Annotated in this window: 15 protein-coding genes and 1 tRNA gene; 6 read left to right on the top strand and 10 right to left on the bottom strand. The window is 70.8% G+C overall.

All coding sequences use genetic code 11. From position 1 onward, the window contains the following. Window positions 1-95: 95 nt before the first annotated feature. Both pepN and GBN72_RS17370 read left to right on the top strand, forming a co-directional pair. The gene (pepN, locus tag GBN72_RS17375; protein ID WP_151772763.1) at window positions 96-2579 is read left to right on the top strand and encodes an aminopeptidase N; all 2484 of its coding nucleotides are present in this window, start codon (window positions 96-98) and stop codon (window positions 2577-2579) included. Between the two features lie 137 nt (window positions 2580-2716). After that, entirely contained in the window at window positions 2717-4111 is a 1395-nt protein-coding gene (locus tag GBN72_RS17370) for a lysine N(6)-hydroxylase/L-ornithine N(5)-oxygenase family protein (RefSeq protein WP_151772762.1), read from the top strand. A gap of 77 nt (window positions 4112-4188) precedes the next feature. On the opposite strand, the gene GBN72_RS17365 is transcribed toward GBN72_RS17370, so the two are convergent. After that, window positions 4189-6015 carry a bifunctional metallophosphatase/5'-nucleotidase gene (locus GBN72_RS17365; RefSeq protein ID WP_151772761.1) on the bottom strand — a complete coding sequence of 609 codons (1827 nt, stop codon included), beginning with the start codon at window positions 6013-6015 and terminating at the stop codon, window positions 4189-4191. 133 nt (window positions 6016-6148) lie between these two features. On the opposite strand from GBN72_RS17365, the gene GBN72_RS17360 reads away from it, so the two are divergent. Together GBN72_RS17360 and pyk are read left to right on the top strand one after the other, a co-directional pair. Beyond that, on the top strand, window positions 6149-6865 hold the full coding sequence (locus GBN72_RS17360; protein WP_151772760.1) for an SIMPL domain-containing protein: 717 nt from the start codon (window positions 6149-6151) through the stop codon (window positions 6863-6865). Between the two features lie 143 nt (window positions 6866-7008). Continuing rightward, window positions 7009-8433: a pyruvate kinase gene (pyk, locus tag GBN72_RS17355; protein WP_151772759.1), complete on the top strand. Its 1425-nt coding sequence runs from the start codon at window positions 7009-7011 to the stop codon at window positions 8431-8433. A 1-nt stretch (window position 8434) separates the two neighbouring features. Here pyk and GBN72_RS17350 read toward each other — a convergent pair whose 3' ends face one another. Together GBN72_RS17350 and GBN72_RS17345 are read right to left on the bottom strand one after the other, a co-directional pair. Next, window positions 8435-9223 (bottom strand): helix-turn-helix domain-containing protein, encoded by a 789-nt coding sequence (locus GBN72_RS17350; protein ID WP_151772758.1) that lies wholly within the window; start codon window positions 9221-9223, stop codon window positions 8435-8437. Between the two features lie 80 nt (window positions 9224-9303). Beyond that, window positions 9304-9390, bottom strand: a tRNA-Leu gene (locus GBN72_RS17345). 99 nt (window positions 9391-9489) lie between these two features. On the opposite strand from GBN72_RS17345, the gene GBN72_RS17340 reads away from it, so the two are divergent. Then, window positions 9490-10140, top strand: a complete 651-nt coding sequence (locus tag GBN72_RS17340) for an ANTAR domain-containing response regulator (RefSeq protein WP_151772757.1) — start codon at window positions 9490-9492, stop codon at window positions 10138-10140. A gap of 166 nt (window positions 10141-10306) precedes the next feature. Here GBN72_RS17340 and GBN72_RS17335 read toward each other — a convergent pair whose 3' ends face one another. From GBN72_RS17335 to GBN72_RS17305, 7 genes are all read right to left on the bottom strand, one after another. After that, entirely contained in the window at window positions 10307-11023 is a 717-nt protein-coding gene (locus GBN72_RS17335) for an ABC transporter ATP-binding protein (RefSeq protein WP_151772756.1), read from the bottom strand. Then, window positions 11020-11907, bottom strand: a complete 888-nt coding sequence (locus GBN72_RS17330) for an ABC transporter ATP-binding protein (RefSeq protein ID WP_246212664.1) — start codon at window positions 11905-11907, stop codon at window positions 11020-11022. The genes GBN72_RS17335 and GBN72_RS17330 overlap by 4 nt, the downstream gene beginning before the upstream one ends. Before the next feature lie 5 nt (window positions 11908-11912). Continuing rightward, on the bottom strand, window positions 11913-13715 hold the full coding sequence (locus GBN72_RS17325) for a branched-chain amino acid ABC transporter permease (protein ID WP_151772755.1): 1803 nt from the start codon (window positions 13713-13715) through the stop codon (window positions 11913-11915). A 5-nt stretch (window positions 13716-13720) separates the two neighbouring features. Beyond that, window positions 13721-14650 carry a branched-chain amino acid ABC transporter permease gene (locus GBN72_RS17320; RefSeq protein WP_151772754.1) on the bottom strand — a complete coding sequence of 310 codons (930 nt, stop codon included), beginning with the start codon at window positions 14648-14650 and terminating at the stop codon, window positions 13721-13723. A gap of 109 nt (window positions 14651-14759) precedes the next feature. Continuing rightward, complete coding sequence (locus tag GBN72_RS17315) at window positions 14760-15989, bottom strand: branched-chain amino acid ABC transporter substrate-binding protein (protein WP_151772753.1); 1230 nt, start codon at window positions 15987-15989, stop codon at window positions 14760-14762. Window positions 15990-16436: 447 nt separating this feature from the next. Next, window positions 16437-16889: a hotdog fold thioesterase gene (locus GBN72_RS17310; protein ID WP_151772752.1), complete on the bottom strand. Its 453-nt coding sequence runs from the start codon at window positions 16887-16889 to the stop codon at window positions 16437-16439. A 107-nt stretch (window positions 16890-16996) separates the two neighbouring features. Then, complete coding sequence (locus GBN72_RS17305; RefSeq protein WP_151772751.1) at window positions 16997-19276, bottom strand: FdhF/YdeP family oxidoreductase; 2280 nt, start codon at window positions 19274-19276, stop codon at window positions 16997-16999. A gap of 235 nt (window positions 19277-19511) precedes the next feature. On the opposite strand from GBN72_RS17305, the gene polA reads away from it, so the two are divergent. Continuing rightward, window positions 19512-22244, top strand: coding sequence for a DNA polymerase I (gene polA / locus GBN72_RS17300; RefSeq protein ID WP_151772750.1), 2733 nt, complete (start codon window positions 19512-19514; stop codon window positions 22242-22244). Window positions 22245-23099 lie beyond the last annotated feature (855 nt).

Below are 23099 nucleotides of genomic sequence, written 5' to 3'. Positions count from 1 at the left end.
GCGCGCGCCGGTACGACCCGCCGCGACCCGGGCGCCCGCGCCACCGAGTCCCGACGCCCCTGCGCCAAGGCCCCCGCATCAGGCAGCATGTGCCCATGTCCGTACTGACGCGCGACGAAGCGCAGACCCGAGCAGACCTCCTCACGGTCCTGCACTACACCGTGGCACTCGACCTCACCACCGGCGAGGACACCTTCGACTCCCGGACCACCATCCGGTTCACCGCCCGCGCCGACGCGGACACCTTCGTCGAACTCAAGCCCGCCGAACTGCGCACCGCCACGCTCGACGGACAGCCCCTCGACCCCGCCACCCTCGTGGACAACCGGCTCCCCCTGCGCGGACTCACCGCCGGCGACCACGAACTCACCGTCGACGCGGCCATGCGCTACTCCCGCACCGGCGAAGGCATGCACCGCTTCACCGACCCCACCGACGGCGAGACCTACGTCTACACCCAGCTCTTCCTCGACGACGTCCAGCGCGTCTACGCCGCCTTCGACCAGCCCGACCTCAAGGCCGCCTTCGACGTCACCGTCAAGGCCCCCGAGCGCTGGACCGTCCTCGCCAACGGCCGCACCACCCACGACGGCCACGGCACCTGGACCGCCGCCACCACACCCCCCATCTCCACCTACCTGATGGCCGTCGCCGCGGGCCCCTGGCACTCCGTCCGCACCCAGCACCGCGGACTCCCCTTCGCCATCCACTGCCGCGCCAGCCTCGCCCCCCACCTCGACAACGACGCCGACGAGATCCTCGACGTCACCACCCGGTGCTTCGATCGCTACCACGCCAAGTTCGAGGAGCCCTACCCCTTCGACTCCTACGACCAGGCGTTCGTCCCCGAGTTCAACGCCGGCGCCATGGAGAACCCCGGACTCGTCACCTTCCGCGACGAGTTCGTCTACCGCTCCGCCGTCACCGACACCGAACGCCAGACCCGCGCCATGGTCATCGCCCACGAGATGGCCCACATGTGGTTCGGCGACCTCGTCACCCTCCGCTGGTGGGACGACATCTGGCTGAACGAGTCGTTCGCCGAGTACATGGGCTACCAGACCCTCACCGAGGCCACCCGGTTCACCGAGACGTGGACCGAGTTCGCCGTCACCCGCAAGAGCTGGGGATACGACGCCGACCAGCGCCCCTCCACCCACCCCGTCGCCCCCGAACACGTCCCCGACACCGCCGCCGCACTCCTCAACTTCGACGGCATCTCCTACGCCAAGGGCGCCAGCGCCCTGCGCCAGCTCGTCACCTGGCTCGGCGAGAAGGACTTCCTGGCCGGCATCAACACCCACTTCGCCCGCCACAGGTTCGCCAACGCGACCCTCGCCGACTTCCTCGACTCCCTCGCCGCCCACACCGACCGCGACGTCCACGCCTGGGCCGACGCCTGGCTGCGCACCACCGGCGTCGACACCCTCACCGCCGCCACCGGCACCGGACCCGGCCGCTGGACCCTCGCCCTCGACCACCAGGGCGCCCGCCCCCACCGCATCACCGTCGGCGTCTACGACCGCGTCCTCGGCTCCGACCGCAGCCTCGTCCTGCGCGAACGCCACGAGTCCGACGTCCCCGGCGAGCCCGAGTCCCACACCGGCGTCCGCCCGGCCCTGGTCGTCCCCAACGACCAGGACCAGACCTACGCCAAGATCCGCCTCGACGAACACTCCCTGGAAACCGCCCTCCGCGGCCTCTCCCAGGTCCCCGACGGCCTCACCCGCGCCGTCCTGTGGAACACCCTGCGCGACATGGTCCGCGACGGCGAACTCGCCCCGTTCGACTACCTCGCCACCGCGAGCGCCCACCTGCCCGAGGAGAGCGACCTCGCCATCGTGCAGGGCGTCCTCACCTTCGCCCGCGGCCAGATCACCGACCGCTACCTCGCACCCGGACGACGCGCCGAGGCCCTCACCCTCATCGGGGAACTCTGCCGCGACCTGACGCGCCGCACCGAGGACGGCTCCCAGCCCGGCCTGCGCCTGACCGCCGTCCGCCACCGCATCGGCAGCGCGCAGCGCGCCGACACCCTCCTCGCCTGGCTCGCCGAGGACACCGTCCCCGGCGGCCCCGAACTCGACCCCGAACTGCGCTGGCGCATCCTCGCCCGCCTCGCCGTCCTCGGCGCCGTCGACGACACCGCCGTCGCACAGGAACTCGAACGCGACCCCAGCGCCACCGGTCAGGAAGGCGCCGCCCGCTGCCGCGCCGCCCTCCCCGACGCGGACGCCAAGAAGCGCGCCTGGGACGCCATGTTCCGCGGCGACGACCTGTCCAACTACCTGTTCACCGCCACCGCCCAGGGCTTCTGGCAGCCCGAACAGGCCGCCCTCACCGCCGAGTACGTCACCCGCTGGTTCACCGACGCCCCCGCCGTCGCACGCCGCCGGGGCCCCGCCATCGCCGAGGCCGCCGGACAATGGGCGTTCCCCGTCCACGCCGTCGAGGAGGAGACCCTGCGGCGGGGCCGCGCATGCCTCGACGGCGACGACGTCACCCCCGCACTGCGCCGCAAGCTCGCCGACCAGCTCGACGACCTCGCACGCGCCCTCCGGGTCCGCAGCGCCGGCTGAACCGCGGCACCACCTCGACCCGCGGCGCCGGCCGAACCGCGCCGGCCCGAAGCCGGGGACGCGGGGCTCCACCGCCCCGCGTCCCCGCACCCCCATGGTCGTTAAGACTCCGAACCCCCCACGGAGGACGACCCCACATGACACACCCGGCACCGGACGACACCGCCCCCGAGCTCTCGACCCCGCTCGAGCAGGGGGGATCCCCACCGCGCGACCTCGTCGGCATCGGCGTCGGCCCCGCCAACCTCTCCCTCGCAGCCCTGGCCCAGCCGCTGAGCCAGCTCGACACCGCCTTCTACGAACGCCGCCCCGCCTTCGACTGGCACCCCGGGCTGCTCATCGACGGCACCACCCTCCAAGTGCCCTTCCTGGCGGACCTGGTGACCCTCGTCGACCCCGCCAGCCGCTGGACCTTCCTCAACTACCTCAGGGCCCGCGACCGGCTCTTCCCCTTCTACCTCGCCGAGCGGTTCCACATCCACCGCGCCGAGTACGACGCCTACTGCCGCTGGGTCAGCGAGAACCTCCCCGGCCTCCACTTCCGCCACCAGGTCGACACCATCCGCTGGAACGCCCGCCGCGCCCTCTTCGAGGTCGAGCACACTCGCCTCGCCCCCGACGGCACCCCCCGGAGCCGGCACCGCACCCCCGCCCGGCACATCGCCCTCGGCATCGGCACCGAACCCCACGTCCCCGCACCGCTCGAACCGCTCGCCGGCGACCCCCACGCCCCCGTCATCCACTCCGCCGACTACCTCCACCACCGCGAGCGCCTGCTGAAGGCCCGGCACCTCACCCTCATCGGCACCGGGCAGTCCGGGGCCGAGGTCTTCCTCGACCTGTTGCGCCACCGCCCCCCGGGCCGGGAGGACATCCACTGGCTCGGCCGCACCCCCGCGTTCGCCCCCATGGAGTACTCCAAGCTCGGGCTCGAACACTTCACGCCCGACTACACCCGCTACTTCCACGGGCTCGCCGAACCCGTCCGCGACCGGCTCGTCGCCGGACAGTGGCAGCTCCACAAGGGCATCGACGCCGACACCATCACCGCCATCCACGACGAGCTGTACCGCCGCACCCTCGACGGCGGCTGGCCCGCGGCCGTCCTCACACCCGGCGTCCACGTCCACACCGCCCACCACGCACCGGACGGGCCGCCGCGGGGGAGGATCCGCCTCGGCCTGGAGCACGTCGAGCAGGGCACCCGCACCACCCTCGAGACCGACGCCGTCGTCCTCGCCACCGGCTACCGCCAGCGCCCCCTCGACCACCTGCTCACCGGCCTCGCCCCCCACATCCGGCGCGACCACGCCGGCCGCCCCCAGGTCGACGACCACTACCGGCTCCGCCTCGACGCCGCCATCACCGGCGACGTCTACGTCCAGAACGCCGAACTCCACACCCACGGCGTCGGCGCGCCCGACCTCGGCCTCGTCGCCTGGCGCAGCGCCACCATCCTCAACACCCTCACCGGCAAGGAGATCCACCGGCTCCCGGACCGCACCGCCTTCACCACCTTCGGTCTGCGCTGACCCGACGGCGCCCGTGCCCGCACACGCCGACGGCGCCGACGGAGAACCCGCCGACGCCGCCGATCCGGCCCCGAGGACTAGAAGACCGGAACCCCGTCCCGCGTCAGACGCCAGTCCACCGACGCGAAGTCCTTCGGATCCAGCACACCCTTCGCCGTGACCCACTCCGCGATCCGCGTCCGGATCTCCGTCGACTCCGCCCACACCTCCGGCGCCGACGCCACGTGCGGGTACGCGCTGCCGCCGTTCGCCCGGTAGTTGTTCACCGCCAGCACGAACTTCCGGTCCGCCGCCACCGGCGCGCCCTCGAAGGCGAGGTTCCTGATCCGCGACCCCGCCGGCTGCGCGATGTCGATGTCGTACGTCACGCCCGACACGTAGTCGTACGCGTAGTCCGGACGGTTCCCCGCGTTCGTCAGCGTGTTCACGTCCACCGGCGCACCCGCCGCGACCTGCGCGTAGTACTCCGCCGAGAACTCCAGGTAGTCCTTCAGCTGCGCGCCCGTCAGCACCTTCGCCACCAGCGTGTTGTCGTACACGTACAGGCTCGACAGGTCCCGGATCGTCACCTCGCCCGCCGGGATCTGGGACGTCCGCGAGAACGGCGACGCCTGCGCCACCACCGGCAGCGACGCGTACTCGGTGCCGGCCAGCGCGGCCTTCACCACGTCCTCCTGCACCTTCGCGATCAGGTCGATGATCGGCTCGTCCTTGTAACGCGCCTCCACCGTCGTCAGCGTCACCGTGGCGGTGCCGACCACCTGGTTCACGTACTCCACGACCGCGTCGTGCTGCTCCTGGAGCAGCGCCACGATCTCCGGGTCCTCCTCCGCGTCCTTGGAGTTCCGCAGCGAGGCCGACACCGACTCCACCGACCAGCGGCCCTTCTCGAAGACCAGCTCGATGTCGAACAGCGACAGCCGCTCGCCCCACATCAGCGGCTCGGACAGGACCACCTCCTTGCCCGACTCCTCGTTGACCACGCGCAGCTCGGCGATCTCCTTGTGGGCGTGACCCACCAGGATCGCGTCGATCCCCGGAACCAGGCGCGCCACGTTCGCCGCCGAGTTCTCCACGTAGGGAAGCTGGTCGCTCCACGAGGACGTGCCCGAGGTGCCCGAGTGCGCGGAGACGATCACCACGTCCGCGCCCATCGAGCGCAGCTTCGGCACCCACAGCGCGGCCTGCTCCTCCAGGCCCGGGAACTTCAGCCTGCCCTGCACGTACGCCTTGTCCCAGATCGCGATGCCCGGGTTGGTCAGCCCCAGCACCGCCACCTTCACCGGGCGGCCACCGCCCGGCACGTGGAACGTCTTGAAGAAGTACGGCGGGAACGCCGGCCTCAGCGTCGTCGCGTCCACCGCGTTGGCGCCCAGCAGCGGGAAGTCGCACTGCGACTCGAAACGGCGCAGCAGCTCGATGCCGTAGTTGAACTCGTGGTTGCCCAGCGCGACCGCGTCGTAGCCGATCCTGTTCATCGCCCGGGCCATCGGGTGGACCGGCCCGCCCTCGGCGGTGATCGGGTCCACCTTGGCGTAGTAGTAGGTCAGCGGGGTGCCCTGGATGGTGTCACCCGCGTCGATCAGCATCGTCCGGCCGGCGCCCTTCTCCGCCCGCACCTCCTTCACCAGGGAGGAGATCCGCGCCAGGCCCAGCGCGTTGCCCGCCGCGTCCTGGTATCGCGCGTCCTTGTAGTAGTCCCAGTTGAAGACGTTGCCGTGCAGGTCCGTCGACCCCATCACGGTCAGGGCGAACCGCTTGCCCCGCTTGCCCGGACGGCCCCCGGTCCCGGTCGCCGCCGGAGCCGCCTGGGCGGCCGGAGCCCCCACCGCACCTCCCGCAAGCGCCACACCCGCACCCGTCACCGCAGACCTCTTCAGAAACTTCCGGCGATCCAACGCCATGCTCCCGCACCTCCCGACGACAATGCCAACGCGCGTAGATTCTTCACCACCGGATCCGCCCCCGACAGGGCCGCCAGGTTGCGATCCGGTAAGCGACGTGCCAAGAACCGGCTGGTGCTGGCAGGGTGACCGCATGGAAGCCGAATCCGTCGCCGAGCAGCCGCCCTCCGAGCAGCCGCCCTCCGAGCACCCGCGCGTCGCCGTGCGCGGCGAGTCCCACCTCGAGGTCGACCCCGAGGTCGCCCGCATCACCCTCACCGTCACCGCCCGCGGCACCGACCGCCGCGACGCCATCGCCAACCTCACCCGGCGCAACAACACGGCCCTCGAACTCGTCAGGAGCTACGGCGACGCCGTCGCCCACGTCGAGACCGGCTCCCTCTCCATCACCCCCGAACTCAGCCAGCGCGGCCGCGGCGAACGCATCCGCGCCTACGACGGACGGGTCACCCTCAGCGCGGAGATCACCGACTTCACCGTCCTCGGCGAACTCACCACCCGCCTCGCCGACCTCGACCACACCCGCGTCAGCGGCCCCTACTGGTCCCTGCGCACGAACTCGCCGGCCCACCGGCGCGCCCGCCAGGAGGCCGTCCGGCAAGCCGTCGTCCGCGCCCGCGAGTACGCCGAGGCGCTCGGCACCACCCTCACCGGCGTCGTCGACATCGCCGACATCGGCGCCGACGCCGCTCCCGCCGCCCGGGGCATGCCCCGGCCCGCGGGATTCGCCGGCCTCCCCGCCAACCCCGGAGCCGCGCCCGAGCCTCCCGCGCTCGAACTCGAACCCCGGCGCCAGCACGTCCGCGCCCAGGTGAACGCCCGCTTCACCATGGCGCCGCCGACGCTCTGACCCCGGCGGCGAGGGTCCGGTGGGGGTCCGGTGGGGGTCCGTATATCGAACCCCCATTCACCCCAACAGCAGTTGCCGTGAAGGTTGTTGAACAGAGCGCCAACACGAACGGCCTACCCGCCGGTAAGCCCTATGGTCGAACCATGCGCCGAGCAAAAATCGTCTGCACCCTCGGGCCCGCCACCCACGCCTACGACCGCGTCAGGGAGCTCGTCGACGCCGGCATGGACGTCGCCCGCTTCAACCTCAGCCACGGCGACTACGCCGAGCACGAGGAGCGCTACCACCGGGTGCGCCGGGCCGCGGACGACACCGGCCGCAGCGTCGGCACGCTCGCCGACCTCCAGGGCCCCAAGATCCGTCTCGGCAGCTTCCACGAAGGCCCCGTCCTCCTCGAGCGCGGCGACGCCTTCACCATCAGCGTCGAACCCGGCGCCGACGGCGACCGCCACCTGTGCGGCACCACCTACCACGGTCTCGCCAACGATGTCGCCGTCGGGGAGCGCATCCTCGTCGACGACGGCAAGGTCACGCTGGAGGTCCGCTCCGTCGAGGGCCCGCTGATCCACACCATCGTCGTCGAAGGTGGCATGGTCTCCGACCACAAGGGCCTCAACCTGCCCGGCGTCGCCGTCTCCGTGCCCGCCCTCTCCGACAAGGACGAGGCCGACCTGCGCTGGGCGCTGCGCACCGGCTTCGACGTCATCGCCCTCTCCTTCGTGCGCAGCGCGCTCGACATCAAGGACGTCCACCGGATCATGGACGAGGAGGGCCGGCGGCTCCCCGTCATCGCCAAGATCGAGAAGCCGCAGGCCGTCGAGAACATCGAGGAGATCGTCGCCGCCTTCGACGGCATCATGGTCGCCCGGGGCGACCTGGGCGTCGAACTGCCGCTGGAGCAGGTGCCGATCGTGCAGAAGCGGGCGGTCAAGCTCGCCAAGCGCAACGCCAAGCCGGTCATCGTCGCCACCCAGATGCTCGACTCGATGGTCGACAACTCCCGGCCCACCCGCGCCGAGGCCTCCGACGTCGCCAACGCGGTCATCGACGGCACCGACGCGGTGATGCTCAGCGGTGAGACCAGCGTCGGCAAGTACCCGGTGGAGACCGTGCTCACCATGGCGCGCATCGTCGAGGCCGCGGAGGAGGACATCCTGGCCAAGGGGCTCCCGCCGCTCACCGAGCGGAACAAGCCCCGCACCCAGGGCGGCGCGGTGGCCCGCGCGGCGGCGGAGATGGGCGACTTCCTGGGCGCCAAGTTCCTCGTCGCCTTCACCCAGTCCGGCGACACCGTGCGGCGTCTGTCGCGTTACCGGTCCCCGATCCCGGTCCTCGCCTTCACCCCCGAGCCGGCGACCCGCTCACAGCTCAGCCTCACCTGGGGCGTGGAGACGTTCCTCGGGCCGCACGTCGACTCCACGGACGCGATGGTCGACCAGGTCGACGAACTGCTGCTGAAGTACGGCCGCTGCCGCAAGGGCGACGTCGTGGTCATCACGGCGGGCTCCCCACCGGGTGTCTCGGGAACGACCAACCTGGTCCGGGTGCACCACATCGGGGAGGACTGAGTCAGTACTTGGGGCCCACGTGGGCGTCCATGAGGGCGACGGACGCCTTTCGGGCGACGGAGACGTTGAAGGGCTTCCCGGCGCGGACGGTGATCTTCCATTCGACCCCGACGAGGTCGAGCGCATCGCAGCACAGCTGCCGGATGTCGTCGGACTTGTTGGTGAAGAAGTACCGCGGATACTCGTAGCGCTTGGGTTCGCCGCCCACCATGCGCGTGGTCCAGTTGGTGACGCGGCACCCGTCGGAGTGAATCAGCCCGCGGATGAACTCCCATGGGTGTGCGCGCATGATGTCTACCTGCCAGGGCTCCAGTGCGATCAGGCGATCGTGCTTCTTCCCCCGCCCGTGCTGGGGGAACAAGCAGCGCAGGTGTCTCGAGTACACCTTCACGTTGCTACAGCCGGTTCTCCTGACTCGGCAGACGCTGTTCTCAGGGAAGACGGCCTTCATCGCGACCTCGCACTCCTCCATGAGCCCCGGCCACGACTCGGTGCAGGCGATCATCAGGTTGGGCACGCGGTGCGTTGAGTAGTGGCTGATGTGGCCGTCGCCGAGGTAGAGCGCCAAGAGATAGCTGTAGGCGGGACGGTCAAGGTCGCGGCCGTCGCAACGCGGGCAGGAAGAGACCTTGCGGCCAGGGCACTCGCCGCGCTTGGCGCGATCCATGTGCTTCCAGTAGCCGACGGTGCCCACAGGAACTTCCAGCATGCGGGCGACGTCTGCGTTGAATCTGCCGTCGCGGAGCAGGGTCAGGGCCTTGTGTCGCACTTCAGTGCCATGGTGAGCCATGTGTTCACCATGAGTGACGGCGGGTGACATGACGCAGCAAAAAGCGGACGTTCACTCGAAAGTAAACGTCCGCCTTGTTGTGGTACCCGGTGTGGGACTCGAACCCACACGCCCAAAGGGCACGGCCTTTTGAGGGCCGCGTGTCTGACCAATTCCACCAACCGGGCAGGCAGAAGCTGGTCCGAGTGTACCGGTTCACTGCGCTGTGCTGCAGCTAGGTAGGCTACCGGGCAGCAGTACTCTGCCCTGATGCCCGAGGAGCCAGCGTGACCGCCCCCGAGTCCCCGCAGCCCGTGGAAGACGACGACAAGTCTCACGTCCCCCCGATGACCACCCGCGTGGTCATCGCCGAGGACGAGGCCCTGATCCGGCTGGATCTCAAGGAGATGCTGGAGGAGGAGGGGTACACGGTCGTCGGCGAGGCCGGGGACGGGGAGCGGGCCGTGGAGCTGGCCCGGGAGCACCGGCCGGACCTGGTGATCCTGGACGTCAAGATGCCCAAGCTGGACGGCATCTCCGCGGCGGAGAAGATCGCGGAGGAGTCCATCGCCCCGGTGCTGATGCTGACCGCGTTCTCGCAGCGCGAGCTGGTGGAGCGGGCCCGGGACGCCGGTGCGATGGCGTACCTGGTGAAGCCGTTCTCCAAGAGCGACGTGGTGCCCGCGATCGAGATGGCGGTGTCGCGGTTCACGGAGATGAAGGAGCTGGAGAAGGAGATCGCCGATCTCTCCCAGCGGCTGGAGACCCGCAAGCTGGTGGACCGCGCGAAGTCGATCCTGCAGACCGAGTACGGGCTGAGCGAGCCGGCGGCGTTCCGGTGGATCCAGAAGACGTCGATGGACCGCCGGATGTCGATGCAGCAGGTCGCGGAGGCGGTCATCGCCGACTCCGAGGAGAAGAAGGCCGGACGAGGCTGACGCCGGACGCCGGACGCCGGACGCCGGACGCCGGACCGGGACCGGAACGGCACCGGACCGGAACGGCACCGGACCGGGACCGAAGCGGACGCGGGCGAGGCCCGTACCCCTGTCGTCCAGGGGTACGGGCCTCGTCGCGTGTGCCGGGCGGAGCCGGGAGGGGGGGTCAGTCCTCGCCGAGGTAGGCCTTGCGGACCGACTCGTCGTGCAGGAGTTCCTGGCCCGTGCCGGTGAGGGTGATCTTGCCGACCTCCATCACGTAGCCGTGGTCGGCGAGCGAGAGCGCCGCCTGGGCGTTCTGCTCGACGAGCAGGATGGTGGTGCCCTGCGCCTTGAGCTCGCTGATGGTGGCCATGATCTTCTGCATCATGATCGGCGAGAGCCCCATGGAGGGCTCGTCGAGCATCAGCAGCTTCGGCTGGGACATCAGCGCACGGCCCATGGCGAGCATCTGCTGCTCACCGCCGGACAGGGTTCCGGCGGCCTGCCTCCTGCGCTCCCCGAGGATGGGGAAGAGGTCGTAGGCGCGCTGGATGTCCTTGGCGATGCCGTCCCGGTCGTCGCGGAGGTAGGCGCCGAGCCGCAGGTTGTCCTCGATGGACATGCGGGGGAAGATGTGGCGCCCTTCCGGGGAATGGGCGAGGCCGAGGCTGACCACCTTGTGCGCGGGCACCTTGTTGAGGTCCTTGCCCTCGAAGCGGATGGTGCCGCCCGAGGGCTTGAGGAGCCCGGAGAGGGTGCGCAGGGTGGTGGTCTTGCCGGCGCCGTTGGTGCCGATGAGGGTGACGACCTGGCCGGCATCGACCGTGAAGCTGATGCCCTTGACGGCCTCGATCTTGCCGTAGGCGACGCGGAGGTCCTCGACCTCGAGAAGTGCGGTCATCGGTCGTTCTCCTTGCCGGGTCCGGCGCCGTCCTGGTCCTCGCCGTCGGCCCGGGGGGCCTCGGGGGAGGGAGCGGCGCTACCGGCGGCGGTGGTGTCTTCGTAGGGTTCGCCGAGGTAGGCCGCGATGACGCGTTCGTCGCGCTGGACGACTTCGGCGGGGCCTTCGACGATCTTCTCGCCCTGGACGAGCACGGCGACGCGGTCGCAGAGGTTCATGATGAACCGGATGTCGTGCTCGATGACGACGATGGCGATGCCCATGTCGCGGATGGCGAAGACGAGTTCCTCGGTCGCCCGGGTCTCGGCGGGGTTCATGCCGGCCGTGGGCTCGTCGAGGAGGAGGAGGCCGGGCTCGCTGGCGAGGGCGCGGGCGATCTCCAGCTTGCGCTGCTCGCCGTAGGGCAGGTTGCGGGCCAGGTGGTCGGCCTTGTGGGCGAGGCCGGTGAACTCCAGGAGTTCCATGGCCTTCGCGCGGGACTCCTCCTCCGCCCTCTTGAAGCCGGGCAGGCGCAGGAGGGCCGACCAGAGGCCTTCCTTGGTCCTGGTGTGGCGGCCGACGAGGACGTTCTCCAGAACGGTCATGTTGGCGAAGAGCCGGATGTTCTGGAAGGTGCGGGCGATGCCGGCCTTGGTGACCAGGTGCGGCTTGGGCGGCAGGACGGTGTCCTTGTACTTGACCGTGCCGCTGGTGGGGACGTAGAGGCCGGTCAGGCAGTTGAAGAAGGTGGTCTTGCCGGCACCGTTGGGTCCGATGAGTCCGACGATCTCGCCGCTGTTCACGGTGAGGTCGACCTCGCGGACGGCGGTGAGCCCGCCGAACTTCATGGTGACGCCGCTGACGTCGAGGACCTTGGTGGTGGTCGCGTTGGTGGTGGTGGTCATGGCGGTCACGCCCCTGCCTTGGCGACGCCGGTGGCGCCCTCGGGAAGCGTCGCGGCGTCCGGTACGTCGGTCTGTCCGGTCTCGTGGAACTCGAGCTGCTTCCTGCGGTCGGCGACCAGGCCCTCGGGGCGGAAGCGCATGAGGAGCATGAGCGCGATGCCGAAGAGGAGGAGCTGGTAGTCCGCCATGAACTGGAGCTTCGCCGGGATGAGGTAGAGCAGCGCGGCGCCGATGAGGGGGCCGCTGATGGTGCCCATGCCGCCGAGGATGACGGCGGCGAGCAGGAAGGCCGAGTTGGGCGGCACGGAGCCGGCGAACTGGTACTGCTCGGGGGTGACACTGTAGGAGACGTGGGCCTGGACGGAGCCCGCGAGGCCGGCGAGCGCGGCGCCGAGCGCGAAGGCGAGGAGCTTGAGGCGGAAGCCGTTGATGCCCATGGCGGTGGCGGCGGTCTCGTCCTCGCGGATGGCGACCCAGGCGCGGCCGATGCGGGATTCCGCGGAGCGGCGGAAGACCATCACGACGATCGCCGTGAAGAGCAGCATCAGCAGGTAGTAGTTGCCGGGGCGGGTGAGCTGGAAGCCCAGGACGTCGTGCGGCACGCCGAAGTTGAAGCCGAAGAGTTCCAGGTCGGGGATGTTCGGGATGCCGTTGGAACCGTTGGTGACGTCGGGTCCGCTGGTGCCGTTGAGGCTGTTCATGGTGATGCGGAAGATCTCACCGAAGCCCAGGGTGACGATGGCGAGGTAGTCGCCGCGCAGCCGCAGGGTGGGGGCACCGATGAGGACGCCGAACACCAGGGACGCCGCGACGCCGGTGAGGACGGCGGCCCAGAAGGGGAAGTGCACGCCGATGGTCGACTGGGGGGAGCCCGAGACCAGGGCGGCGGCGTAGGCGCCGACACCGAGGAAGGCGACGTATCCGAGGTCGAGGAGGCCGGCGAGGCCGACGACGACGTTGAGGCCCAGGGCGACGGTGGCGAAGATCAGGATGTTGGCGCCGATGAGCGCGAACTGGTCGTTGCTCTGGGTGAACGGGAAGCAGATCGCCGCGGCGAAGGCGGCGGACAGGGTGACGTTGCGGTGCTTGGCGGTGAGCGCCGAGAGCCGCTTGATCAGTCCGGCACGCAGCACCGCGCTGAAGGCGAACGCGGCGAGGACGACGAAGCCGATGAAGAGTTCGGAGTACTCGGTGGCGATGCCGTAGGAGAAGACCCAGAGTCCGATGCCGAAGGCCGCGGTGATGATCAGGATCTCGGCCCAGGAGGAGAGATCCTTGGCGCGACCGGGCTCAGGGGCGGTGAGCGCGTTGCGGAGTTTGCCCCAGAGGCCTGCGTCCTCGTCGTGGGGCTGGTCGGCGGGCAGGCCGAGGGCGCCGATGACGGCGAGGAGCGCGCCGCCGCCGGAGAGCCAGGCGCCGGGCTCGAGGTTGACGAGGCCGCCGAGTTCGTAGCTGATGGCGCCGATGGTGTAGCCGGTGGTGCCGAAGACGCCGAGGGCGCTGAGGCGCACGGGGCTGTTGGTGCCGCCGGGGGTGAGCCAGCCGAGGCCTCGGACGTTGTAGCCGGAGAGGGCGAACAGCAGGGTGAGGACGGCGCCGACGAGGGTGAGGACCTGGAGGCCGCCGGGGTAGCCGGTGACGGTGAGGTCGCCGGGGAAGTCGCTGGTCCAGGTCCAGGCGAGGAAGGTGCCGGCGAGGGTGAGGGCGGCGCCCGCGATGGTGACGGCACGGGCGGCGGTGGCCGGGAGGGGGATGATCGCGGTGGTGGTCCTGGCGATCTTGGAGGGCTTGGTGGGCTTGGTGGTCATCGGTATCACGCCCTGTCCGCGACGCGTTCGCCGAGCAGGCCCTGGGGCCTGACCAGGAGGACGATGATGAGGAGGGCGAAGGCCCAGACGTCCTTCCAGCCGCCGCCTCCGAAGAGCTCCATGCCGGGGATGTCGCTGATGTAGCCGGTGGCGAGGGACTCGGCGACGCCGAGGACGATGCCGCCGAGCATCGCGCCGTAGATGTTGCCGATGCCGCCGAGAACCGCGGCGGTGAAGGCCTTGAGGCCCATCAGGAAGCCCATGCGGAAGCCGATCTGGCCGTTCTTGAGCCCGTAGGCGACGGCGGCGACGGCGGCGAACGCGGCGCCGATGGCGAAGGCCATGACGATGATGCGGTCGGTGTTGACGCCCATGAGCTTGGCGGTGTCGGGGTCCTGCGCGGTGGCCTGCATGCCGCGTCCGGTGCGGGTCTTGTTGACGAAGAACCCGAGGGCGATCATGCACAGGGGCGCCGCGATGAGGACGAAGAGGTCGCCGCGCTGGATGTGGGCGCCGAGGATGTTGACGGCGTCGCCTTCGAAGCGGGGGAAGGGCACGTCCTTCTTGGCGTCGGGGTACCACATCCAGACGGCCTGCTGGAGCGCGAGGGAGAGGCCGATGGCGGTGATGAGCGGGGCCAGGCGTGGTGCGGTGCGCAGGGGCCGGTAGGCGAAGCGTTCCGCCGCGGTGGCGACGAGGACGGAGACGACGATGCCGCCCAGGATCATGAGGGGGATGGCTGTCAGGAGGCCGAGGCTGCTGGGAAGGGCCGTGTAGACGGTGAGCGCCCCGAAGCCTCCGACCATGAATATCTCGCCGTGGGCGAAGTTGATGAGCTGGACGATTCCATAGACCATCGTGTAGCCGATCGCGATGAGTCCGTACATCGCGCCGAGGATGAGTCCATTGGCCAGCTGTTGCGGCAGTTCGTTCACCGCAGGGCCTCCGTTGGGGTGGTTCGGATATGGCGCCGCGCGGGAGCGCTGGTGGGCGCGCCCGCGCGGCCTGAATCAATGTGTGGTGCCGGTCGCTCGACCGGGGTGATCAGTCGAGCTTGGGGGAGCCGCTGTACTCGGGGGCCCAGGCGTTGTCCTTGACCTTGTAGGCGGTCATGGTCTTGTTGGTGGTGTCGCCGAACTCGTCGAACGAGATCTCGCCGGTGACGCCCTGGAACTTGATCTTGCTCATGGCCTCGAGGACCGCCTTGCGGCCGTCGCTCGGGAGCTTGCCGTCGTTGCCGTCGACCGCCAGCTTGACGGCCTCGATCACGGCCCAGGTGGCGTCGTAGGTGAGGCCGCCGTAGGCCTCGTAGGCGTCCTCGTAGCCCTCGGCCTGGTAGTTGGCGATGAAGTCCTTGGCGGAGTCGAGCTTCTCGACCGGCTCACCGACGGAGGTGGCGAGGTCGCCCTCGGCCTTCTTGTTGAGCTTGGGGAACTCGCCGGAGTAGATGCCGTCGCCGCCCATGAGGGGGATGGCCTGGCCGCTGTCCTTGAGGGCCTGGCTCAGGGGCGCGGCGGCCGGGTACTCGCCGCCGTAGTAGAGGGCTTCGGCGCCGGTCTTCTTGATCTTGGTGACGACGGCGTTGAAGTCGCGGTCGTCCGGGTTGATGTGGTCGTCGCCGACGATCTTGCCGCCGAGCTTGGTGAAGTTGGCCTTGAAGGAGGCGGCGAGGCCGGCGCCGTAGGTCTTCTGGTCGTCGATCAGGTAGACCTTCTTGAGGCCCGCCTCGTTGAAGAGGTACTCGGCGGCGAACGCGCCCTGCACCTCGTCGGTGGTGGCGGTGCGGAAGAAGGTGTCGAACTGGCGGACGGAGTTGCCGTCCTTCCAGCCGTCGCCCTGGGTGAGCTCGGTGCCGGTGTTGGCCGGGGAGACCTGGGTGAGGCCGGCGTCGTTGAACGGCTTCTGCATCTGCTGCGAGACGCTGGAGTTCAGCGGGCCGACGACGCCGAGGACGTCCTTGTTGCTGATGAAGGCCTGCGCGTTCTGCGCGCCCACGGAGGGCTGGGCCTGGTCGTCGCGGGCGTCGATCTCGAAGGTGACGCCGTCGACGAACTTCTTCTTGTTGGCCGTCTTGGCCGCGAGGTCGGCAGCGTTCTTCATGCCGAGGCCCAGTGCGGACAGGTCGCCGGTGAGCGGGGCGTCGAGGCCGATGACGACCTTGACGTCGCCGGAGCCGCCGCCGCCCTTGTTGCCCTCGTCGCGAGAGCCGCAGGCGGTGAGGGTGAGCGCTCCCGCCGCCAGCGCGGCGGTCAGTGCGAGGAGACGTTGACGCACGTTGTGTCCTTTCCCTGGCACGGCCGTTCCGGTCTGGAATGCGGCCGAGTCGAGGCGCTGGGCGGATTTGCTGTTCCCACGGCGCGGTGACTGGCGGTGACTCTAGGCGCGAGGCGGTTATAGGGAGGAGTGCCTGACCAATGATGTGACGCTCTTGTTATGACACGAGGTAATGCAGAGCGGTAAGGAGTGGGTGGAAGAGGTTAATTCCGGCGGATTCGGCCGGTCCACATGTTGAGAAAGTGCAGGACGCAGCGTTTCGGCGTTCAGGAGCACTCGGGTTTTCACTCATTACCTGACAGCGTTGTCACTCGTTCGATGAATGCATCATGCATGTATTTCGATCGTGTTACGCAGCGTTACTCGCGGAAGAAGAATTCAAGAAAAAAGGGGCGCCCCGGGCGGCGGTGCCGCTCGGGGCGCCCCGTGAGGGAGCGCGGTGGGCCGTCAGGCGTCACGCAGGAGACAGGTGAGGCGGGCGCTGCAGACGCGGCGGTCCTGCTCGTCGCTGATGACGATCTCGTAGGTGGCCGTGGAGCGGCCGCGGTGGACCGGGGTGGCGACCCCGGTGACCACGCCGGAGCTCAGGCCGCGGTGGTGGGTGCAGTTGAGGTCGACGCCGACGGCGATCTTGGAAGGGCCGCCGTGCAGCATGGAGCCGACCGAACCGAGCGTCTCGGCGAGAACGGCCGAGGCGCCGCCGTGGAGCAGGCCGTAGGGCTGGGTGTTGCCCTCGACCGGCATGGTGCCCACGACCCGCTCGGCCGAGGCCTCCTTGACCTCGATGCCCATACGGGTGCCGAGGTGGCCGGCGGAGAAGAGGGCGGGCAGGTCGAGGCCGAGGCTCGCGTACTCGTCGAGGACTTCCTGCGGGAACTTCACGGTGTGCTGCTCGCCCATGGGGCCGGCTCCAATTCTTTCGGGGGAGACCTGGTGCGGTGGTGCCTGTGGTGATGCCGGCGGTGGTGCCGCCGGCGATGCTGCGGCGCCGTCGGCTGAGCAAACGCTCAGTCCGCTGCGGATTGTTCCAGACGGATCACCACGGACTTGCTGGCCGGGGTGTTGCTGACGTCCGCGGTGGAGTCGAGCGGCACCAGGACGTTGGTCTCCGGGTAGTAGGCGGCAGCGCACCGCCGGGCCGTGGGGTAATGGACCACGCGGAAGCCGGGGGCCCGGCGCTCGGTCCCGTCGCTCCACTCGGAGACAAGGTCGACGTACGAGCCGTCGGCGACGCCGAGTCCGGCGGCGTCCTCCGGGTGGACGAGGACGACGCGGCGGCCGCCGTGGATCCCCCGGTAACGGTCGTCGAGGCCGTAGATCGTGGTGTTGTACTGGTCGTGCGAGCGGAGGGTCTGCAGCAGCAGGCGGCCCTCGGGGATCACCGGGTACTCGACGGGGGCGGCGGTGAAGTTCGCCTTGCCGGTGGCGGTGGGGAAGCGGCGCTCGTCGCGCGGCGCGTGCGGGAGGGTGAAGCCGCCGGGGTGGGCGATGCGGGCGTTGAAGTCCTCGAAGCCGGGGACGACCCGCGAGATGCGGTCGCGGACCGTGGCGTAGTCCTTCTCGAACTCCTCCCACGGCGTGGCGCTCCCTGGACCGAGGACGCGGCGCGCGAGGCGGCACACGATGGCCGGTTCGGACAGCAGGTGCGGGCTCGCCGGCTCGAGGCGGCCGCGGGAGGCGTGCACCATGCCCATGGAGTCCTCGACCGTGACGAACTGCTCGCCGCCGGCCTGGAGGTCGCGCTCGGTGCGGCCGAGGGTGGGGAGGATCAGGGCGCGGGCGCCGGTGACGGCGTGCGAGCGGTTGAGCTTGGTGGAGACGTGGACGGTGAGGCGGGCGCGCCTCATGGCGTCCTCGGTGACGTCGGTGTCCGGGGTGGCGGCGACGAAGTTGCCGCCCATGGCGAAGAAGACCTTGGCGGCGCCGTCGCGCAGGGCGCGGATGGCGTTGACGACGTCGAGGCCGTGGTGCCGGGGCGGGGCGAAGGCGAATTCGCGTTCCAGGGCGTCGAGGAAGGCGGGCGCGGGGCGTTCGAAGATGCCCATGGTGCGGTCGCCCTGGACGTTGGAGTGCCCTCGCACCGGACAGACGCCGGCTCCGGGACGGCCGATGTCGCCGCGCAGCAGCAGGAAGTTGACGACCTCGCGGATGGTGGGGACCGAGTGCTTGTGCTGGGTGAGACCCATGGCCCAGCAGACGATGGTGCGCTTCGAGGCGAGCACCATGTCGAGGGCCTGGTGGATCTCCTCGCGGGTGAGGCCGGTGGCGGCCAGGGTCTCCGCCCAGTCGGCGGCGCGGGCGGCCTCGGCGAACTCCTCGTAGCCGTGGGTGTGCTCGCGGACGAACGCCTCGTCCACGGCGCCCTCGGTCTCCAGGACGAGCTTGTTGAGGAGGCGGAAGAGGGCCTGGTCGCCGCCGATGCGGATCTGGAGGAACAGGTCGGTGAGGGCGGTGCCGGTGGTGAGGCCCTTGGGGGTCTGCGGGTTCTTGAACCGTTCGAGCCCTGCCTCCGGCAGCGGGTTGACGCTGATGACGCGGGCCCCGGCCGCCTTGGCCTTCTCCAGGGCGGTGAGCATCCTCGGGTGGTTGGTGCCCGGGTTCTGCCCGGCGACGATGATCAGGTCGGCCTGGTGGAGGTCCTCGAGGCTGACGCTGCCCTTGCCGATGCCGATGGTCTCGGTGAGGGCGGAGCCGGAGGACTCGTGGCACATGTTGGAGCAGTCGGGCAGGTTGTTGGTGCCCAGCTCGCGGGCGAAGAGCTGGTAGAGGAAGGCGGCCTCGTTGCTGGTCCGGCCCGAGGTGTAGAACACCGCCTGGTCGGGGGAGTCGAGGGCGCCGATCTCCTCGGCGATCACGTCGAAGGCCTCGTCCCAGCCGATGGGCTCGTAGTGGGTGGCGCCCTCGGCCAGGTACATGGGACGGGTCAGGCGCCCCTGCTGGCCCAGCCAGTAGCCGCTGCGGCCGGCGAGGTCGGCGACGGGGTGGGCGGCGAAGAAGTCCGGCGTGACCCGGCGGAGGGTGGCCTCCTCGGCGACGGCCTTGGCGCCGTTCTCGCAGAACTCCGCGGCGTGCCGCTTGTCGCCCTCGGGCCAGGCGCAGCCGGGACAGTCGAAGCCGTCCTTCTGGTTGACCCGCAGGAGGGTGAGGGCCGTGCGGCGGACACCCATCTGCTGGTGGGCGATGCGCAGGGTGTGACCGAGGGCGGGCAGGCCGGCCGCTGCGTGCCGGGGCTCGGTGACGCGGGGGGCGTCCTGCACGGGATCGGCGGCGGGGGGCTTGCTCGCCATGGCGCTCACCTCTTCTGCACCGGTGGTGCGGCTGTCGGGTCGGCTGTCGTCCAAGATCCTTGCACGGGGGTGCGGGCCTGCGGGAGAGCTGTGGAGGAGGCTCCGCGAGACCTGTGGAGAACCCTCGCGGAGCGGCCCGGCGGATCACCGCCACGGGTGACCGGGCCGGAGCGGGGAGCCGGGGCGGCCGGTGGGTGGGCGCGGGCTGTCCGTGGGGCGTGGCAGGATCGAGGGCGTGGTGGATACAGCATCGAAGAAGACCGACACGACCCCCGGCGGTGAGCGTCCGCGGCTGATGCTCATGGACGGGCACTCGCTCGCGTACCGCGCGTTCTTCGCGCTGCCCGCGGAGAACTTCACGACGGCGCAGGGCCAGCCGACGAACGCGATCTACGGCTTCGCCTCGATGCTGGCCAACACGCTGCGCGACGAGGCCCCCACGCACTTCGCGGTGGCCTTCGACGTGTCCCGCAAGACGTGGCGGGCCGAGGAGTTCACCGAGTACAAGGCGAACCGGGCGAAGACGCCGGACGAGTTCCGTGGCCAGGTGGAGCTGATCGGCGAGCTGCTGGACGCGATGGCCGTGCGCCGGTTCGCGGTGGACGGCTTCGAGGCCGATGACGTCATCGCGACCCTGGCGACGCAGGCGGAGACGGAGGGCTTCGACGTCCTCATCGTCACCGGCGACCGCGACTCCTTCCAGCTGGTGTCCGAGCACACCACGGTGCTGTACCCGACCAAGGGCGTCTCGGAGCTGACCCGGTTCACGCCGGAGAAGGTCTTCGAGAAGTACGGCCTGACCCCGGCGCAGTACCCCGACTTCGCGGCGCTGCGCGGCGACCCGTCGGACAACCTGCCGGGCATCCCGGGCGTGGGCGAGAAGACGGCCGCGAAGTGGATCAACCAGTTCGGGTCGTTCGCCGAGCTGGTCGAGCGGGCGGAGGAGGTCAAGGGCAAGGCGGGGCAGAACTTCCGCGACCACCTGGAGTCGGTGAAGCTGAACCGCCGGCTGACCGAGATGGTCCGGGACGTCGAGCTGCCGGTGGGGGTCTCCGCGCTGGAGCGGGCGGCCTACGACCGCAAGTCGGTCGCGATGATCCTGGACACGCTGGAGATCCGTAACCCGTCGCTGCGGGAGCGGCTGTTCGCCGTGGACCCGGCCGCCGAGGAGGAGGCGGGTCCCTCGCCCGCCGCGCAGAGCGGCGTCGAGCTGGACGGCTCGGTGCTGTCCACCGGCGAGCTGGCGCCCTGGCTGGCGGAGCACGCGCAGGACGGCCCGCTGGGCGTGGCGGCGGTCGGCGCCTGGGCGCTGGGCGCGGGCTCGGTGGCCGAGGTCGCGCTCGCCGCGGAGGGCGGGCAGGCGGCCTGGTTCGACCCGGCGCAGCTCGACGAGGCGGACGGGACGGCCTGGGCGGCATGGCTGGCCGATCGGGCCAGGCCGAAGGTCTTCCACAACGTGAAGGCCGCGATGCGGCTGTTCGGCGAACACGGCTGGACGGTCGCCGGCGTGACGATGGACACCGCGCTGGCCGCCTACCTGGTCAAGCCGGGCCGCCGGTCCTTCGACCTGGACGCCCTGTCCCTGGAGTACCTGGGCCGTGAGCTAGCCCCGGCCGCGGCCGCCGGCGGGCAGCTCGCCTTCGGCGCGGACGAGGACGCCGAGGCCGAGGCCCTGATGGTGCAGGCGCTGGCCGTGCTGGACCTGGCGGCGGCGTTCGAGGGCCGGCTGGCGGAGGTGGGCGCCGCCGAGCTGCTGCGCGACATGGAGCTGCCGACGTCGGCGCTGCTGGCGCGGATGGAGCGGCACGGCATCGCCGCCGACCGGGATCACCTCGGGAAGATGGAGCAGATGTTCGCGGGCGCGGTCCAGCAGGCCGTGCGGGAGGCGCACGCGGCGGCGGGCCACGAGTTCAACCTGGGCTCCCCGAAGCAGCTCCAGGAGGTCCTCTTCGGCGAGCTGGGTCTGCCGAAGACCAAGAAGACCAAGACCGGCTACACCACGGACGCGGACGCGCTGGCCTGGCTGGCCCAGCAGACCGAGAACGAGCTCCCGGTGATCATGCTCCGGCACCGCGAGCAGGCCAAGCTGCGGACGACCGTGGAGGGCCTGATCAAGACGGTCTCCGCGGACGGCCGGATCCACACCACCTTCAACCAGACGGTGGCGGCCACGGGCCGGCTGTCGTCGACGGACCCGAACCTCCAGAACATCCCGGTGCGCACGGACGAGGGCCGGGCGATCCGGCGTGGTTTCGTGGTCGGCGAGGGCTTCGAGTCGCTGATGACGGCCGACTACAGCCAGATCGAACTGCGGGTGATGGCCCACCTGTCGGAGGACCAGGGCCTGATCGAGGCGTTCACCTCCGGCGAGGACCTGCACACCACGGTCGCCTCCCAGGTGTTCTCGGTGGAACGGTCCCAGGTCGACCCCGAGATGCGGCGGAAGATCAAGGCGATGTCGTACGGCCTGGCCTACGGGCTGTCGGCGTTCGGCCTGTCGCAGCAGCTGAACATCGACGCCGGCGAGGCGCGGGCCCTGATGGACACCTACTTCGAGCGGTTCGGCGGGGTGCGGGACTACCTGCGCCGGGTCGTCGACGAGGCCCGGGCCACCGGGTACACCGAGACCATCCTCGGCCGCCGCCGCTACCTTCCGGACCTGAACAGCGACAACCGTCAGCGGCGGGAGGCGGCCGAGCGGATGGCGCTCAACGCGCCGATCCAGGGCACCGCCGCGGACATCGTGAAGATCGCGATGCTGAAGGTCGACGCCGCGCTGCGGGAGGCGGAGCTGGGGTCGCGGATACTGCTGCAGGTCCACGACGAAATCGTGCTGGAGGTCGCGCCCGGCGAGCGGGCCGCGGTGGAGGAGCTGGTCCGGCGGGAGATGGCCGGTGCGGTGACGCTGCGGGCACCGCTGGACGTCTCGGTCGGCGTGGGCCGGGACTGGGAGTCCGCGGCGCACTGAGCGCCGGGGCCGGCGGCGTCCGTCTGGCCCCCGGCCGGGGGGTCAGCCCCGCGCCGTGCGTCGGCGCGCCGCCGCGCCTGTGCCGCGCGTGGCCGCTCCCTCGGCGGGAGACGCGGCCCAGGCCGTGCCCTGCGGGACGGCGCGGAGTTGCCTGCCGGGTGCCGGGTGCCGGGTGCCGGGTGCCGGGTGCCGGGTGCCGGGTGCCGGGTGCCGGGTGCCGGGTGCCGGGTGCCGGGTGCCGGGTGCCGGGTGCCGGGTGCCGGGTGCCGGGTGCCGGGTGCCGGGTGCCGGGTGCCGGGCTGTATCGCCGCGCTGCCCCGGTGCCTCGCGGTTGCCCGCGGGGCGCGGCGCGAGTGCAGGGCGGGGCCGTACCGCTCGTGCCGTTGCCCGTGCCGACCGGCGCACCTCGTCGTGCGGGTCCACCGGCGCGCCCCGTCGCGCGGGCCGACGCGTGCGCCCGCGCCACTTCTGCCCCCGGGCCCACCCACGCCCGACCGCCGCCGCGCCGCCACGGCACGCCCACCGCGGAACCCCCGACGGACGGCGGCACGGCGGCAGCACGGCGGCGGCACCCGGGGACTTCTTCGGCGGGCGCCTCGCGTCACTCGGGCGGACCCCATGGAGGCGACGCGGGCCGAGGGCGGGGTGAGGATGCGGGGCATGGATATACGCATGCTCGGCCGGTCTCCGGCGGGAGCGGAAGCGGTCATATCCGCGCTGCGCCCGCCGGTGCGCCCCGTCGCTCCGACCGCAAGCACGGCCCGTTGTCACCTCCGCTGGACGGCCGGAGCGCGACGGCGGGCGCGCCGACTGTGGGAGGCGGTGGCCGGCCGCCGGCCCCTGGTGTTCCTCTCC

The organism is Streptomyces abyssomicinicus (genome assembly GCF_008974245.1).
Classification (GTDB): Bacteria; Actinomycetota; Actinomycetes; order Streptomycetales; family Streptomycetaceae; genus Streptomyces; species Streptomyces abyssomicinicus.
Note: the sequence above shows the minus strand (reverse complement) of the source record. Positions and strands in the feature narration are given on the sequence as shown.

What these genes read in the sequence shown, in the direction of transcription:
- GBN72_RS17370 (WP_151772762.1), top strand. Translation starts at nt 2,717, where the DNA reads ATGACACACCCGGCACCGGACGACACCGCCCCCGAGCTCTCGACCCCG.
- GBN72_RS17305 (WP_151772751.1), bottom strand. Translation starts at nt 19,276, where the DNA reads ATGGCGAGCAAGCCCCCCGCCGCCGATCCCGTGCAGGACGCCCCCCGC.
- pyk (WP_151772759.1), top strand. Translation starts at nt 7,009, where the DNA reads ATGCGCCGAGCAAAAATCGTCTGCACCCTCGGGCCCGCCACCCACGCC.
- GBN72_RS17330 (WP_246212664.1), bottom strand. Translation starts at nt 11,907, where the DNA reads ATGACCACCACCACCAACGCGACCACCACCAAGGTCCTCGACGTCAGC.
- pepN (WP_151772763.1), top strand. Translation starts at nt 96, where the DNA reads ATGTCCGTACTGACGCGCGACGAAGCGCAGACCCGAGCAGACCTCCTC.
- GBN72_RS17365 (WP_151772761.1), bottom strand. Translation starts at nt 6,015, where the DNA reads ATGGCGTTGGATCGCCGGAAGTTTCTGAAGAGGTCTGCGGTGACGGGT.
- GBN72_RS17350 (WP_151772758.1), bottom strand. Translation starts at nt 9,223, where the DNA reads ATGGCTCACCATGGCACTGAAGTGCGACACAAGGCCCTGACCCTGCTC.
- GBN72_RS17310 (WP_151772752.1), bottom strand. Translation starts at nt 16,889, where the DNA reads ATGGGCGAGCAGCACACCGTGAAGTTCCCGCAGGAAGTCCTCGACGAG.
- GBN72_RS17360 (WP_151772760.1), top strand. Translation starts at nt 6,149, where the DNA reads ATGGAAGCCGAATCCGTCGCCGAGCAGCCGCCCTCCGAGCAGCCGCCC.
- GBN72_RS17335 (WP_151772756.1), bottom strand. Translation starts at nt 11,023, where the DNA reads ATGACCGCACTTCTCGAGGTCGAGGACCTCCGCGTCGCCTACGGCAAG.
- GBN72_RS17325 (WP_151772755.1), bottom strand. Translation starts at nt 13,715, where the DNA reads ATGACCACCAAGCCCACCAAGCCCTCCAAGATCGCCAGGACCACCACC.